The 14391-nt window shown below is 74.5% G+C and carries 14 protein-coding genes; 5 read left to right on the top strand and 9 right to left on the bottom strand.

What is annotated here, in order from left to right:
* Positions 1–93 precede the first annotated feature (93 nt).
* Positions 94–1227 carry an allantoicase gene (alc, locus tag BMW99_RS15540; RefSeq protein ID WP_069465148.1) on the top strand — a complete coding sequence of 378 codons (1134 nt, stop codon included), beginning with the start codon at positions 94–96 and terminating at the stop codon, positions 1225–1227.
* Here alc and BMW99_RS15535 read toward each other — a convergent pair.
* From BMW99_RS15535 to BMW99_RS15520, 4 genes are all read right to left on the bottom strand, one after another.
* Positions 1220–1462: a hypothetical protein gene (locus tag BMW99_RS15535; protein ID WP_069465149.1), complete on the bottom strand. Its 243-nt coding sequence runs from the start codon at positions 1460–1462 to the stop codon at positions 1220–1222. The two genes, alc and BMW99_RS15535, sit on opposite strands and share 8 nt — an antisense overlap.
* Positions 1463–1799: 337 nt before the next feature.
* Entirely contained in the window at positions 1800–2234 is a 435-nt protein-coding gene (locus BMW99_RS15530) for an ankyrin repeat domain-containing protein (RefSeq protein ID WP_069465151.1), read from the bottom strand.
* Positions 2235–2243: 9 nt separating this feature from the next.
* Positions 2244–2774, bottom strand: a complete 531-nt coding sequence (locus BMW99_RS15525; protein WP_143080538.1) for a hypothetical protein — start codon at positions 2772–2774, stop codon at positions 2244–2246.
* A gap of 209 nt (positions 2775–2983) precedes the next feature.
* The gene (locus BMW99_RS15520) at positions 2984–3763 is read right to left on the bottom strand and encodes a maleylpyruvate isomerase family mycothiol-dependent enzyme (RefSeq protein ID WP_075016982.1); all 780 of its coding nucleotides are present in this window, start codon (positions 3761–3763) and stop codon (positions 2984–2986) included.
* Between the two features lie 246 nt (positions 3764–4009).
* On the opposite strand from BMW99_RS15520, the gene BMW99_RS15515 reads away from it, so the two are divergent.
* Positions 4010–6172, top strand: a complete 2163-nt coding sequence (locus BMW99_RS15515) for a DUF5107 domain-containing protein (protein WP_245791475.1) — start codon at positions 4010–4012, stop codon at positions 6170–6172.
* Positions 6173–6295: 123 nt separating this feature from the next.
* On the opposite strand, the gene BMW99_RS15510 is transcribed toward BMW99_RS15515, so the two are convergent.
* Together BMW99_RS15510 and BMW99_RS15505 are read right to left on the bottom strand one after the other, a co-directional pair.
* Positions 6296–7135, bottom strand: a complete 840-nt coding sequence (locus BMW99_RS15510; protein WP_069467102.1) for an LLM class F420-dependent oxidoreductase — start codon at positions 7133–7135, stop codon at positions 6296–6298.
* A gap of 88 nt (positions 7136–7223) precedes the next feature.
* Positions 7224–8216, bottom strand: a complete 993-nt coding sequence (locus tag BMW99_RS15505; protein WP_069467103.1) for a ketopantoate reductase family protein — start codon at positions 8214–8216, stop codon at positions 7224–7226.
* Between the two features lie 142 nt (positions 8217–8358).
* Between BMW99_RS15505 and BMW99_RS15500 the strand changes: the two genes are divergently transcribed.
* Positions 8359–9426, top strand: a complete 1068-nt coding sequence (locus BMW99_RS15500; protein WP_069467104.1) for an RNA ligase (ATP) — start codon at positions 8359–8361, stop codon at positions 9424–9426.
* Between the two features lie 114 nt (positions 9427–9540).
* On the opposite strand, the gene BMW99_RS15495 is transcribed toward BMW99_RS15500, so the two are convergent.
* The gene (locus tag BMW99_RS15495; protein ID WP_075016980.1) at positions 9541–10176 is read right to left on the bottom strand and encodes a GNAT family N-acetyltransferase; all 636 of its coding nucleotides are present in this window, start codon (positions 10174–10176) and stop codon (positions 9541–9543) included.
* Positions 10177–10337: 161 nt separating this feature from the next.
* Here BMW99_RS15495 and BMW99_RS15490 point away from each other — a divergent pair, with 161 nt between their 5' ends.
* Both BMW99_RS15490 and BMW99_RS15485 read left to right on the top strand, forming a co-directional pair.
* Positions 10338–10763 (top strand): SseB family protein, encoded by a 426-nt coding sequence (locus tag BMW99_RS15490; RefSeq protein ID WP_069462899.1) that lies wholly within the window; start codon positions 10338–10340, stop codon positions 10761–10763.
* Positions 10764–11032: 269 nt separating this feature from the next.
* Complete coding sequence (locus BMW99_RS15485; protein ID WP_069462898.1) at positions 11033–11512, top strand: winged helix-turn-helix transcriptional regulator; 480 nt, start codon at positions 11033–11035, stop codon at positions 11510–11512.
* Positions 11513–11574: 62 nt separating this feature from the next.
* Here BMW99_RS15485 and BMW99_RS15480 read toward each other — a convergent pair whose 3' ends face one another.
* Positions 11575–12399 (bottom strand): enoyl-CoA hydratase/isomerase family protein, encoded by an 825-nt coding sequence (locus BMW99_RS15480; RefSeq protein ID WP_075016979.1) that lies wholly within the window; start codon positions 12397–12399, stop codon positions 11575–11577.
* A gap of 242 nt (positions 12400–12641) precedes the next feature.
* On the bottom strand, positions 12642–14189 hold the full coding sequence (locus tag BMW99_RS15475; RefSeq protein ID WP_107485371.1) for a bifunctional phosphatase PAP2/diacylglycerol kinase family protein: 1548 nt from the start codon (positions 14187–14189) through the stop codon (positions 12642–12644).
* Positions 14190–14391 lie beyond the last annotated feature (202 nt).

Genomic DNA, 14391 nt, shown 5'->3' with positions numbered 1-14391 from the left:
CGATGGACGTGAAGGGTTCGCGTCCTCGACAGTGGAGCCATGACACGAGACGACGTGGAGAAGACGACACCTTCCGCTGCTCCCACCGCGCGCATGGCTTCCACCGCAACCACGGCTTTCACCGCCCTGACGGACTTCACGGGGGATGCCCTGCCGTACGCGGGCGGGAATCCGTACGCCGACTACCGCAAGGGCGAGCTGCCCTTCGCCGGGCTGGCGGAACTGTCCGACCGCCGTCTCGGCGCGGGGATCATCGCGGCCAACGACGAGTTCTTCGCCGAGCGGGAGAACCTGCTGCTGCCCGGGCCCGCGGTCTTCGATCCGGAGCACTTCGGGCACAAGGGCAAGGTGATGGACGGCTGGGAGACCAGGCGCCGGCGGGGAGGGTCCGCGGACGTGCCGCACCCCGATGCGGCCGACCACGACTGGGCGTTGATACGTCTCGGGGCGCCGGGCGTGATCCGCGGGGTCGTGGTCGACACCGCCCACTTCCGTGGCAACTACCCGCAGGCGGTGTCGGTGGAGGCGACCGCCCACTCGATCTCGGCCGCACCCGAGGATCTGCTCGACCCTGACGTCGAATGGACGGAACTGGTGGCCCGCACGCCGGTGGGCGGTCACGCGGAGAACGCCTTCGCCGTTCACGTGGAGCGGCGCTTCACTCACCTGCGGCTGCGCCAGCACCCCGACGGAGGAGTAGCCCGGCTGCGGGTGTTCGGCGAAGTGGTGCCCGACCCGGGCTGGCTCACCGAACTCGACACCTTCGACCTGGTGGCGTTGGAGAACGGCGGCAGGGTCGAGGACGCGTCGGACCGCTTCTACTCGCCTCCGGAGCACACGATCATGCCCGGCCGCTCCCAGAAGATGGACGACGGCTGGGAGACCCGCAGGCGCCGCGACACCGGCAACGACTGGATCCGCTACCGCCTGGTCGAGCAGGGCGTGATCCGGGCCGTCGAGATCGACACGGCCTATCTGAAGGGCAACGCGGCGGGTTGGGCCTCGCTGTCCATACGGGACGGCGCCGAGGGGGAGTGGCTGACGCTCATACCCCGCGTTCGGCTCCAGCCGGACAGCCTGCACCGCTTCCTGGTCAACCCGATCCCGTCGACCCACGTGCGGATCGACATCTTCCCCGACGGGGGCATCGCGCGGCTGCGGTTGTACGGGTCGCTGACGGAAGATGGTGCCACGCGGTTCACGAAACGCGCGGAGGCGATCAGCTGAGCGTCTGCTCGTCGACGCGGTGACCGTCCCGGCGCAGGCCCCGCAGATATCCGGTGACGACGGACTCGGAGATCTCCGGCAGCAGGGCGGCAGGCATCCGGCCGTCGGACACGCAGTCGGGGATGAGGTTCGCGATGTCCTCCCCGACACCGCCCTCGCCGACGAACGCCCAGTCCAGCAGGACGGTGTGACGGCCGGTGGCGGATGCGTCGGGCGCCGGTCCCCCGGTCGCCATCAGGTTGAACGGTCACACATCGAGGCGCCCAGACGCTCCACCGACCATGAGGGACCGCAGCCGCAGGGATTGGGCGCGGTGCGCGAGCCGCCGGTCGTGCGGGAACCGCCAGGCGTCCCGTCGGTCCCGGCTCCGCAGACCTTCACCACGGCGGAGCCGTTCGGGCCGGACACCCGCCAGACTCCGCCGGTGCCCTGGGTGAGCTGACGGTGCGTCAACCGTGTGACGTGGTGCCGCGCAGGTTCGTCGGAGCCGAGCACCGCGGACACCGCGGCAGGCACGGGGGCCGGATCGCCGGGACCAGCCGAGAGCGGGTCGTCGGACGGGGGCACCGCCGTCATTGCACGCCGAACAGCTTCAGCAACTCGTCCTTGGCGAACATCTGAGCGGTCTCGATGGCGGAGGGAGCACCGGCGGCCGGGTCGGCACCGCCTTCGAGCAGGGCGTCGATGACCTCGCGGGCGTCCTTGAACACGGCGCCGGCGAGCGGGGTCTGCCCGTTGTCGTTCGCGCGGTCGGCCTCCGCGCCGCGGTGGAGCAGCGACCGCACCGTCTCGGCGTGGCCGTGGTACGCGGCGAGCATCAGAAGAGTGTCGCCGCGGTCGTTGGTGAGGTTGGCGGGCACTCCCGCGTCGACGTACGCCGCGAGCCGGTCGGTGTCCCCGTGCCGGGCGAGCTCGAAGGCCTGGGCGGCGAGCTGCAGGACCTCCGGGTCGTGCGCCGGTTCGTCGGACGGCTGGCCGGCGGCGGGGTCAGGGGTGTGCTCGGTCATGCCACCAGCCTACGCAGGGCAGTGACCTTTGAAGAAGGAGATCACGATGTGCTGCGTCGGTGCGTCGCCGACCTTCACGTCCAGCGGGACGCAGGCGCGGCCGTCGCCGGCGACGAAGAAGCCGCCGGTGAAGAAGGTGGTGGAGGTGCACGCGTGGAAGACGACGGAGGGCGCGGGGGCGATGCCGTAGCCGCCGCCGTACTCCAGTCCCGCGCGGGCGCGTTGCTCGGCGCCGATGGTCACGGTCACCACCGCACCGGCGTTCAGCCGGGGGACCAGGCGGTAGTGCCAGCCGTCCGAGTTCTGCTCGCCGTGGGCGTTCTGGTCACCGGTCGCCAGATCGCCGAGTCCGCGCCACACCAGGGGCCCGACACGGACGTCCCCGGGGGCGTCCTTGGCCGAAGCGCCCCGAGTGGCGCCCGGGGACCGAGGGGTGCCGGAGGGAGGGGACCCGCTCGACGTGGGCAGGGGCGACCCGGCGGGAGTGCCCGGGACGGTGTTCGATCCGGTGGTGTGCGGGGTGCCGGCGCGGGCGGTCATGCCGTCGACGCATTCCACCGGGCGGGGATGGTCGATGCTCCCCACGGGGGGTGGCGGGGAGGAGCTGGGTAAGGGACTCGGAGCCGAATCGTCCGTGCCGCCGCCGAAGGAACAACCGCCGAGCAGGGCCAGAGCCCCGCACACCACGCCCGTTGCGAGCAGTACCCGTCCTGACATGGGCATCACCCCCTCGTCAGGACGGTACGTCCTCAGCCGAGCGGCGGCCAGACCGCCAACTGCCGTACCAGCTCCGCGTCGCCGGTCACCCGCAGCGGATCGCCGTCCCAGGGGGCCCGCCGGTACAGGCCGAGGAGCAGGTCACTCGCGGTGCCGGAGATCGTGGCGCCGACGTCGGGGCCCCGGCCGGGGACGCCGCGCACCGTGGACGCCCCGGTCTCGTCGAGGATCAGCGTCCAGGCCACACCCTCGTCGCAGACCAGGCGGACCCGGGCGGGGGCGTGCGGCCAGCCGTCCATGGAGCCGAAACCGACGTGCAGGAACTCGTCCACGGCGTCCACCGCCACGGCGGCGGGCAGCGGCTGCGGCGCGCCCGCCGTCTCCTGGGCGTCCCGGGCGTGCACGGCCGCCTCCTGGACCTGGTGCCGGGCGACCGCGCCGGCGGTCGCCGGGGTGCCGGACTCGGCCCACCACGTCCAGCACATGGCGTCCGCGCCCGCCGCCTTCAGGGCGTCGAGGAGCACCAACGTCGACTGCGCCGACCACGGGAGCAGGTCGCCGTCCGGCTCCCGGCCCGGCACCGCGTCGTCGGCGGGCGGCAGCAGAGCGGGCCCGGCCGCCACCGTCGCCGCCCAGAACCGTTGCACCCCGCCCAGATGCGCCACGAGATCGCGCACCGACCAGTCGGGGCAGCCCGGGACACGGGCCAGGGGATCGGCCACCGCGGCGGCCGCCCGCAGCGCCGCGGACCGGTCCTCGATCAGCTCCAGCCGGTCCCCGAAGGACGGTTCGGGGAAGCGCGCAGTCGTCATGGCGTCCGTTGTAGCAGCGACCACCGACAACGTGCGCGATCGTCCGGCGCGGACCCGGGCGGAAGCCGTCCACTCCCGTCGTGCCGGGCCGGGCCGAGCCCGGTGACTGCCGGGAAAGGCGGTCGATACCCCGGCCTTTGCTCAACTCTGACCCCGGGGGACCCTGGTCAGCCGGCGCCGGACCATGTTCCATGGTCACCGGACGGCCGACCGACCTGAAGCGGCCGCGAGCGGGAAGAGGTGGCCTTGGCTACGACAGCAACGACCGTGCGGCGCATCGTGGTGACCCTTCCCGCCGTCCCCCTCGGCGACGAGAACCCGCTGCCCGCGCTGCGTCCGCTCGACGAACTGCACCAGGTCGACGCCGGCGACCGGGACCTGCTGCCGTCCGACATGGCGCGGCAGATCGGGTACGCGCCGCTGCGCTCGGTGCTGCCGGTCCGGCTGCGGGACGGCTACGGCCGGGACCGCGCCCCGGTGGAGCTCGACGCGGTCGAGATCGAGAACGAGCAGATCCGCGCCGTCGTGCTGCCCGGCCTGGGAGGCCGGCTGTACTCGCTGGTGCACAAGCCCACCGGCCGTGAACTGCTGTACCGCAACCCGGTCCTCCAGCCGGCGAACTTCGCGCTCGCGGACGCCTGGTTCTCCGGCGGCGTCGAGTGGAACCTGGGCGCGACGGGGCACTGCGCCCACACCTGCGCGCCGCTGCACGCGGCCCGCGTCCCCGCGCCCGACGGCGGGGAGATGCTGCGGCTGTGGGAGTGGGAGCGGCTGCGCGACCTGCCGTTCCAGATCGACATGTGGCTGCCCGCCGAGTCGGAGTTCCTGTACGTCGGCGTGCGGGTCCGCAACCCGCACGACCGCACGGTGCCCGCCTACTGGTGGTCGAACATGGCCGTCCCCGAGAGCGAGGACACGCGGGTGCTCGCGCCCGCCGACGCCGCCTACCACTTCGACTACACCCAGGCGCTGTCCCGCGTGCCCGTGCCCGCGCCGCACGGTGCGGGAACCACCGACATCACGTACACGACCCGCTCGCTGCACGCCGCCGACTACTTCTTCGACATCGCGGGCGACGACCGCCGGTGGATCACCGCGCTCGACGGCGAAGGGCACGGCCTGGTGCAGACGTCGACCGACGGGCTGCGCGGACGCAAGCTGTTCCTGTGGGGCAGCGGCCGCGGCGGGCAGCGCTGGCAGGAATGGCTGACCGAGCCCGGCACCGGCGGCTACCTGGAGATCCAGGCGGGCCTGGCCCGCACCCAGCTGGAGCACATCCCGATGCCGGCGGACTCCGAGTTCACCTGGCTGGAGGCGTACGGGCCGCTCGCCGCGGACCCGGCGCTCGTCCACGGCGACGACTGGGCGGCGGCCCGCGCCGAGGCCGCAGGCCGCCTGGAGGCGGCGCTGCCGCGCGCGAGCGTGGACGCCGCGTACGCGGCGTGGCTGGAGCACGCCGACACCGAGCCGAAGGACATCCTGGCGACCGGGTCCGGCTGGGGCGCGCTGGAGGCCGAGCGCGGCCACTTCGACCTGCCGGGCACGCCGTTCCCCGCCGCGACTCTCGGCGCCGCGCAGAAGCCGTGGCTGGAGCTGCTGCTGGCCGGTGTCTTCCCGCGGCCCGCCGCCGACGCCCCGCCCGGGCCCGCGCTGGTCGCCCCGGAGTGGCGGGACCTGCTGGAGTCCGCCGACACCTACCCCGGCAACGAGTGGTTCCTCGACTACCACCTCGGCATCGCGCAGTGGGCGGCCGGCGACCGGGCGCAGGCGGTGCGCAGCTGGGAGCGTTCGGCGGGTGCGCGGCCGTCGCCGTGGGCGCTGCGCGCCCTGGCCGTCGCCGAGGGCGCGGCGGGCCGGCCGGAGCAGGCCGCCGAGCGCTACCTCGCGGCGTACGCGTGCCTGCGCGAGGAGACGCCGGCCGCGGCCGGCGAGCCGGGCCCGGTCCAGGACGCGGCGCGCGCCGTGCAGCGCGCGCTGCTGCTGGAGGCGGTGCCCGCGCTGATCGAGGCCGGCCGCGCCACCGACGCGGAGCGGCTCCTCGACGAGCCCGCGGCGGGCGGAGGCGCCCCGCTGGAAGGCGGCCGCATCCGGCTGCTGCGCGCTCGGGCCGCGCTGGGCCTCGGCGACGCGCCGCGTGCCCGCGCGCTGTTCGATGAGGGCTTCGTGGTGGAGAACCTGCGGGAGGGCGACGAGGCGCTCAGTGACACCTGGTACGCGATCGCCGAGCGGCTGGTGGCCGGTGACGGCCCCGTCGACGAGGCGGTCCGGGCCCGGGCGCGCGCCGAGCATCCGCTGCCCGCCGCCTACGACTTCCGGATGCGTCCGGAGAGCCAGGAAGGCGACGCGACCGCTGCCCCCGTCGAAGCCCGGGACGCCCAGGGGGTCCGGGAGGCGCGGGCGGCGGACTGAGCCGCGCCGCCCCTCAGGGCGCTCCGGCCGCTCGCCGGTGGAAGCCGCACGTGCTGGACGCGGCCGCCAGCCGCCGGAAGCCGCCGACAGCCGCCGCCGCTCGGTGGCGACCGCTCGCCCGCGTCAGCCGGCGAGTGGCGCCAGCGCGGCGGCCAGCGGCTCCAGGACGGCCGGAGTGTGCGGCGGCGGCAGGTACACGATGGCCAACTGCGCTCCGGCCGCGGCGAGTTCTGCGGCCCGCGCGGCCGTCGCGGCCGGGTCGCCGGTGAACCGGACCTGTGCGGACAGCAGGATCTCCGCCGGATCCCGTCCGACGTCGGCGCAGTGCCGGTGCAGCACGTCCCGGGCGCGGGTGAACTGTTCGACGGTGCCGGTGTCGAAGTTCCAGTGCTGGGCGAAGCGGGCCGCGGTGCGCAGGGTGCGCTTCTCGCCACTGCCGCCCACGCACAGCGGCGGGTGCGGCCGCTGCACGGGTTTGGGGTCGCAGCGTGCGTCGCGGAGCCGGTAGTAGGCGCCGTCGAACGTCGTGGTGTCGCGGGCCAGCAGGGACGTGACGACCTCGCACGCCTCCTCGAAGCGGTCGCTGCGCTCCTTGGGGCTGCCCAGCTCCATGCCGTAGGCGCCGGACTCCTCCTCGTTCCAGCCGGCGCCCAGGCCCAGTTCGAGGCGGCCGCCGGAGACGGCGTCCAGCGTCGCGGCCATGTTGGCCAGTACCGCGGGGTGCCGGTAGTGGACGCTGCTGACCAGCGTGCCCAGCCGCAGCCTGCGGGTCGCCTGGGCGAGCGCGGCCAGCGTGATCCAGCCCTCGAGGCGCGGTCCGCCCGGTTCGGGGCTGTGCGTCGGGTAGAAGTGGTCGGACGTCCAGCCGGACTCGAAGAGCGCGATGCCGTCGGCGGCCCGCCACACCGCGAGCATGGCGTCCCACGTGGTGTGCTGCGGCGAGGTCTTGAACGCGAAGCGCATGGCGGCACGTTAGCGCCAGGCGCGTGCGGGCACGCCCTCCGCGTGCGCGGCTGGCACAGCGGCGTCCGCCCGTGCGGTCAGCGTGCGGTCAGCGTGCGGCGGCGGAGGCCACCACCGCGCGCAGGCGGGCGAGTTCGGCGTCCGTCAGCTCGCCGGGCCTGCGGCGCTCGCGGGCGAACCGGTTCGCGGTGCGCCGCAGTTCCTCGTTGACGGGCGTCGGTATCCCGGCGGTGCGGCCGAGCAGCACGATCTCCCCGTTGAGATGGTCCGCCTCGATGGACCCCGTGCCGCGCATCAGGCTCTGCCACGACGAACCCCCGCCCCGCTTCTCGCCCTTGACCGGCTGGAGTTCGACGCGGTCGCCGCGCACCCGGGCCTGCTCCTGCACGCTCACGTAGGCGATGCCCGAGGCGTCGAGCACCGCCTCGCCCTCCGCCCGCGCGGCCGCGTCGAGTTCCTCGACCGGCGCGCCCTCGGCGGTGCCGCACACCGCTTCGACGGCGTTCCCGAGGTTCGACAGCAGCTTGGCGTACTTCCAGGCCATCACCGCGTCGCCTACGGGTGCGGCGAACCCGGAGCTCTCCAGGTCCGCGGCGATCCGCCGGGCCGTGCCGTCGGTACCCGCCGGGTAGCGGCCCAGGTGCAGGATGCCGGTCAGCGGCGCCCCCGGGGCCCGGACCACACCCGGTTCCATGTGCTGGGAGGGCAGCCACACGCACATCCCGTACACGGCGGCGAACCGGCGCAGCGCCAGTCGCTCGTTCTCCACGCCGTTCTGCGCGCAGACCACGGGAAGCCCGTCGCCCCAGTCGGTCCAGGTGTCCAGAGCGGCCGCGGTGTCCTGGGTCTTCACGGCCAGCACCAGCACGTCGTCGGCGCGGGGCGCCAGGTCCTGCGGTCCGGTGGCCACGGGAATGGACAACTCCAGGTCACGGCCGGGCAGTTCGAGCCGCAGTCCGTGCTCCCGCAGCGCCTCGGCGTGCGGGCCGCGCGCCACCAGCACGACGTCGTGCCCCGCGTCGGACAGCCGGCCGCCGATGGTGCCGCCGACCGCGCCGGCCCCGATGATCACGTATCGCATGCCCGCAGCCTGCCACACCGTCCGCCGGGCCGCCGGGGCGAAAACCGGTGGCCCGTGGCCGTCCACGGCGGCCACAGTGAACCGCGCGGCACCCAGGAGGGGTTGGCCGCACTCCACAGCGACGACGGGGGAGGGCACAGCCATGTCCACATTGCGCGTGACCGCGGAGCGGCTGACGATTCTCGAGCACCCGAACGCCGACGCACTGGAGTTGGCGCAGGTGGGCCTGTACCGGGCGGTCGTCGCCAAGGGGGTGTACCGCACGGGGGAGTTCGCGGTGTACATCCCGGAGCAGGCGGTGCTCCCTGAGCCGCTGATCGCCGAACTCGGGCTCACCGGGCGGCTCGCGGGGTCCGCGGCGAACCGTGTGAGGGCGGTGCGGCTGCGCGGCGAGCTGTCGCAGGGCATCGTCTGCCGGCCGGGTGTGCTCGCGGGGGTCGACCTGGCGGCGGCGGCCGCCGGCGGCGAGGACTTCGCCGGGCGGCTCGGCGTCGTCAAGTGGGTGCCGCCGGTGCCGATCTCGATGAGCGGCGACGTGGAGTCCGCGCCGGACCTGCTGCCGTGGACCGACATCGAGAACCTCAAGCGCTACCCGGGCGTCTTCGCCGCGGGCGATCCCGTCACCGTGACGGAGAAGCTGCACGGCACGGCGTGCTGCATGACGTACTACGCGGAGTCCGGCGCGGTGCACGTCACGTCGAAGGGGCTGGGCGCGCAGCGGCTGGCGCTGAAGGAGGCGGCGGGCAACCTGTACTGGCGTGCGGTGCGCGGCTACGGGCTGCCGGAGATCGCGGCGGCCCTGGCGGCCGCGCTCGGCGCCGACCGGATCGGTGTCTACGGCGAGGTGTACGGCAAGGGGGTGCAGGACCTCGGGTACGGCGTGGACGCGGGGCGCGAACTGCCGGGCTTCGCCGCGTTCGACGTGTGCGCCGACATGGGGGGCCGGCTGCGCTGGATCGACCCCGCCGAGCTTCCGCTGGGTGAACTCCCGCTCGTGCCGCGGCTGTTCCACGGACCCTTCGATCTGGACGCGGTGCTCGCGCTGGCGCAGGGCCGTGAGACGGTCACCGGCCGGGCGGAGCACATCCGTGAAGGCGTCGTGGTCCGCACCGCCGCCGACGCCTACAGCCCGGTCCTCGGGGGCCGCGCCATCGCCAAGGTCGTCAGCGACGCCTACCTCACGCGCAAGGGCGGCACCGAGTACGAGTGAGCGTGCCGCGTCCCGCTTCCGGCCACCGCGCCGGTCCCGCACCGAGCGCTTCCGGCGCGGTGGCCGGAAGCGGCGCGTGGCGGTGGTTCCCGGCGCCGGCGGCCGTGCGGGCGGTCAGGGGGAGGCGGGGGCGTCGGCGGGGGCGTGGGCGGCGACACGAGACTGGAGGGCGGCCTTGGCGGTGGGCCACTCGTCGGCGAGGAGGGAGAAGAAGACGCTGTCGCGCCACGTCACGCCGTCCGCGCGCAGGCGGTGCCGGCGCCACACGCCCTCGCGGACCGCGCCGAGGCGGGCGATGGCCTGCTGCGAACGGGTGTTGAGATGGTCGGTCTTCCAGCAGATCCGGCCCATCCCGAGGTCCTCGTACGCGTGGGTCATCAGCAGCAGCTTCGACTCGGCGTTGACGGCGGTGCCCCAGTGGGCCCGCCCGTACCAGGTCCAGCCGATCTCCAGCCGTTCGTCGCGCGTGCTCACGTCGTGGTAGCCGGTCCAGCCGATCGCCCGGCCGCCGGCCTTCTCCACGACGGCGAACGCCATGCCGCCGTCGGCCTCCGCGGAGGCCTTCACGGCGGCCGCGACGTCCCGCAACTCCGCCTCGGTGCGGGGCGCCCGGGTCGGCATCCAGCGCCACACCTCCTCGTCACCGCCGCCGGCGGCGAACAGGTCGGCCCCGTGGGTCCCGGGATCGAGCGGTTCGAGGCGGACGAAGCGGCCGTCCAGGACGACGGGGGCGGGGCTCGTGGCAACCATGTGGGCACCGTATGCGGGCGGGGCCGTGCCTGGCCAACGGCATTTCGCCCCGCGGGCGGCATGACCGGCTGCACCTGGGGTACGCGGGGGTTTCAGTCACCATGCGAACGCCCGTGGAAGTGATGCCCGGCGAGCAGCCGGTCTGCGAGAGGAGCCCAGCGATGACCGACATCCCGAACCCCGACGGCGCCCTGCCGCCCGCCCAGCGTGCCCTGCACGAGATCTCGCACGGCAGCGAGAACGTCGTGGCGCTCAGCACCCTCGCGGTGAGCGAGGTGCTGCTGCCGGTACCCGGTGTCGAGGAGTACCCGGAGGGCGTGGACGGCTCGGAACTGCCGCGCGAGATCCAGCTGCCGGTGTACGAGCAGGACGACGGCCGCCAGCTCGTGCCGGTGTTCACCTCCGAGTCCCGGATGGCCGACGCGCTGCCCGCCACCCGCCGCTACCGGCTGATCCAGCTGGCCGCGCTGAGCGGCGCCTGGCCGTCCGACGAGCTGATCCTCTCGATCGACACCGGCAACGACGACGCGCTCAGCATCTCCGGCGAGGGGGTGCGCGCGCTGGCCGGGCTGATCAGCGGCAGCTGACCCCCGGAGAGAGACGGCGAGGCGGGTGCCGCACCCGCCTCGCCGTTCCGCTTCCTGCCCGCCGGGAGGGGCGGCGCGGTCCCCGTGGGCCGCCGCGGGCTTCGGGGCCCGTCCGGTCCCTGTGACTTGAAAATCTGAAGCTCCCCGCATCGCCGTTGCCCAGCGGATTCCCGCGCTCGACCGCGAGTCCGGGGCATGGTGTGCCTCAGGAAAATGCAAGCTAGGCTCTCGGGGAAAGCCGCGGTTGCCACAGGACGCAAGGAGGCGACGTGCCCGACGCCGCGCAGGACGAGCCGTCCTGCTCGATCGAACGCAGCCTGCAGGTGCTCGGCGAGCGCTGGACGCTGCTGATCATCCGCGACGTCCATGCCGGGCGGCACCGCTTCGCCGATCTCCAGACGTCCCTGGGCATCGCCCCGAATCTGCTGAGCACGCGGCTGAAGACCCTGGTGAGCGCGGGGATCCTCCGCAAGCTGGCGTACCAGACGCCGGGGAGCCGGCATCGCGAGAGCTATCACCTGACGCCGTCCGGGGAGGAGCTGGAGCTCGTCCTCGCGGCGCTCCAGCAGTGGGGCGACCGCCACCGCCCGCGCGCCACCGGGCCCGCGGCGCTGCGGCGCCGCCGCTCGACGGGCCGGCCGGTCCACGTCGGCTTCATCGCCGACGACGACGCACGCGAGGTCCCCGCGTCCGATGTCGATCTGCGGGGCGTTCCCGCCGAGGCGGGCGGTACCGCGCCCCACGGCTGAGGACCTGCGCGCCCGTCCGCGTACGGCCGGTACGCGGACCGCGTGACGGCCCGGGCGGGTGCTCAGCCGCCCTCCGCGACCCGCTTGCCGAGGTCCAGCTCCACGCCGTCCGGCTGCTGCAGCCCGGCGTCGAACAGGCGCCGCACGCGGTGCGCGTTCTCCGGACGCCCCACGGTGCGGAAGTAGGCGGCGAGTGCGGCTCCGGCCTCCTCGTCCGGGATCTCGGTGGCCGCGCCGACCAGTTCCTTCGTCCCGGTGACGCCGACCCGGTCGAACCCCGCGACGCGGCGCGCGAACGTGTCGGCGAAGCCGTCCAGCTCGGCGTCGGGCACGACCCGGTTGACGTAGCCGTACGCGGCGGCCAGCGGTGCCGGGAAGTCGTCCCCGCCGAGCAGGATCTCCATCGCGCGGCCTCGGCCCACCAGCCGGCCGAGGCGGCCCGCGGGGTTGCCGCCGGGCACGGTGCCGACGCCGACCTCGAACTGCCCCAGGACGGCGCGGTCTCCGGCGAAACGGATGTCCGTCGCCAGAACGAACTCGCTGCCCCCGCCGCGGGCGCGTCCCCGGATCGCCGAGATGGTGACGGGGGCGACCCGGCTCAGCCGGACGAAGTTGTCGGCGTACGGGTGGAGCCCGGTGGGGCCGGGCTTCATGGCGGCGATGCGGTCGTTGTCCGACAGGAAGTCGAAGTGCGCCATGAAGAACTCGGGGTTGGCGCTGCGGAAGACCACCACGGCCAGCTCGGACGCCTGTTCGATGCGGTTCACCAGATCGGCGAGCTGCTCGATCGTGTCGACGTCGATGAGGTTGATCCGGCCGTTCGAGAAGGTCACATTCCAGTAGGAGGGCGACACTTCCTCCACGTGGAACTGTGGTTCGTCAGTCATGGGCGGGAGCGTATCCAACTGCTTTTTTCGAAGCGAGCATCTCTCGACCACGTCGCCTGTTTGCCGCATTCCGGTCAGGTGTGGCTGCCTGGGATGGGTGTCAGGCTCGCGTACAGGCGTTGCTCCAGGCTTGCGAAAATCAAGTCAGCGGGGCTGGCGGCGCTTGGCGAGCCGGCCGCCCGCGGACGGCGGGCCGAGGCGGCCGGGCCGGGCGGGAAGGCCGCCCGGCCCGGCCGCCGGCGTCAGGCCGCCCGGTAGACGCGCAGCCCGCCGGGCACCTTGTCGAGCAGCAGCTCGGCGGGTGCGGGCGACACCTCGCCGTCGCAGGCGAGGTGGACGCCGGGGCCGGCGGCCGACCCCGGCGGGCCCGTCGCGCCATCGGCCGGCGGGCACCCGCCGGCGTCGGGGCGGCCGGCGTCGGGCAGGCGGATCCGCAGGCGCCGGACCGTCGCCTCGGTGTAGATCGGCGAGGACGTGAGCACGCCGGTCAGCGCCGCCCCCACCAGGCGGGTCCTGGCGAACCGCCCGCCGTCGACGATGCGCACGTCCAGCAGGCCGTCCGTCAGATCCCGGCGGCGCACCGGGGCCAGCCCCCAGCTGGAGTAGCGGCAGTTGCCGGCGAACAGCAGCCACACGTCGCGGGTCCTGCCGTTGATCTCGACGGTGACCGGCGAGCAGGTGCGCAGCACGTGCACGGCCGCCAGGACGCTCGCCGGCCAGCTGCCGACCCGCCGCGACCAGCGCTCCCGTACCCGGACCAGGTCCGGGTACGAGCCGATGCTGAACGTGTTGAGGATCGGCGACCGGCCCGAGGCGTCCGTGCGCCGCGCCACGTCCACCCGCGCGGCCCGCCCCGCGCGCACCGCGTCCGCTGTGGCCTCGACCGTCGCCAGGCCGAGGTCGAGCGCGAAGTGGTTGCGGGTGCCGCCGGGGAACACCGCGAGCGGGACGTTGTGGCGCAGTGCGGCGTCGGCCGCCAGTGCAACGGTCCCGTCGCCGCCGCACACGCCCAGCGCGCCGTCCGCGTCCCGGGCCGCCTTCGCCGCGGTCTCCATCAGCTGCCCGAGGTCCTCGTCCTCGGTCCGCTCGACGACGACCGCCTCCGGGAGGGCCGCCCGCACCCGGTTCGCCGTGGGCGTCAGCAACGGCGGCGGTCCCGACGCGGTGTTGACCACCACGTGCAGGCCCCGGCCGGCTTCCAGCGCCGGGGCGGGGACCGGCCGGTTCGCGGTCGGGCGGGGCCCGGCCGGCGGGCGCAGCGCCCGCAGCGCCAGCGCGGCACCGATCCCGAGCGCGCAGCCGACCAGTACGTCGCTCGGGTAGTGCACGCCCGTGTACACGCGGGAGAAGGCCACGCTGGCCGCGACGGGGGCCACGACCGTGCCCCACGTGCCCGACTCGGCGGCCACGCCCGCCGCGAACGCGGCGGCCGAGGCGGCGTGCCCGGAAGGGAACGACGAGGTGACCGGCTGCCGGTGCAGGCGCCGGATCACCGGGACCGCGTCCAGCAGCGGACGGGTCCGGCCCACCGTGCCCTTGCCGACGGTGTTGACGGTGAGCGAGGCGAGCGCCATCGAGCCGAGACCGCGGGCCGCCGCGCGCCGCCCCTCGCGGCCTCCCGCCACCGCCATCACGCCGGCGGCAGCCAGCCACAGCCGGCCGTGGTTGGCCGCATGGCTCAGCTTGGGCAGCACCGGTTCCGCACCCGGCCAGTGCCGGCCGGCGACCCCGGCGAACACGGCACGGTCCCACTGTCTCCAGGCCCCTGCGGCCCGCCACGGTTGCGTCATGGCCATCGGATACCCGGGCCGGGCGGCGACACGCACCGGCCCGCGCCGTTCACCCCCGGACCCGCGGGTGAACGCGCCGCGCCCGTCGACCCGGGGGTCGACGGGAGGGTGCAGAGGCCCACTCGGCGCCCACGCCGGTGAACGCCCGCGTCCACGGCGGCCGTCCTACGCGGGGCCGGCGGGGGACCTGCCGGCGTACGGG

Source organism: Actinacidiphila rubida (genome assembly GCF_900110255.1).
Taxonomy (GTDB): Bacteria; Actinomycetota; Actinomycetes; order Streptomycetales; family Streptomycetaceae; genus Actinacidiphila; species Actinacidiphila rubida.
The sequence above is the reverse complement of the archived record's forward strand: the minus strand, read 5'-3'. Positions and strand labels throughout refer to the sequence as shown.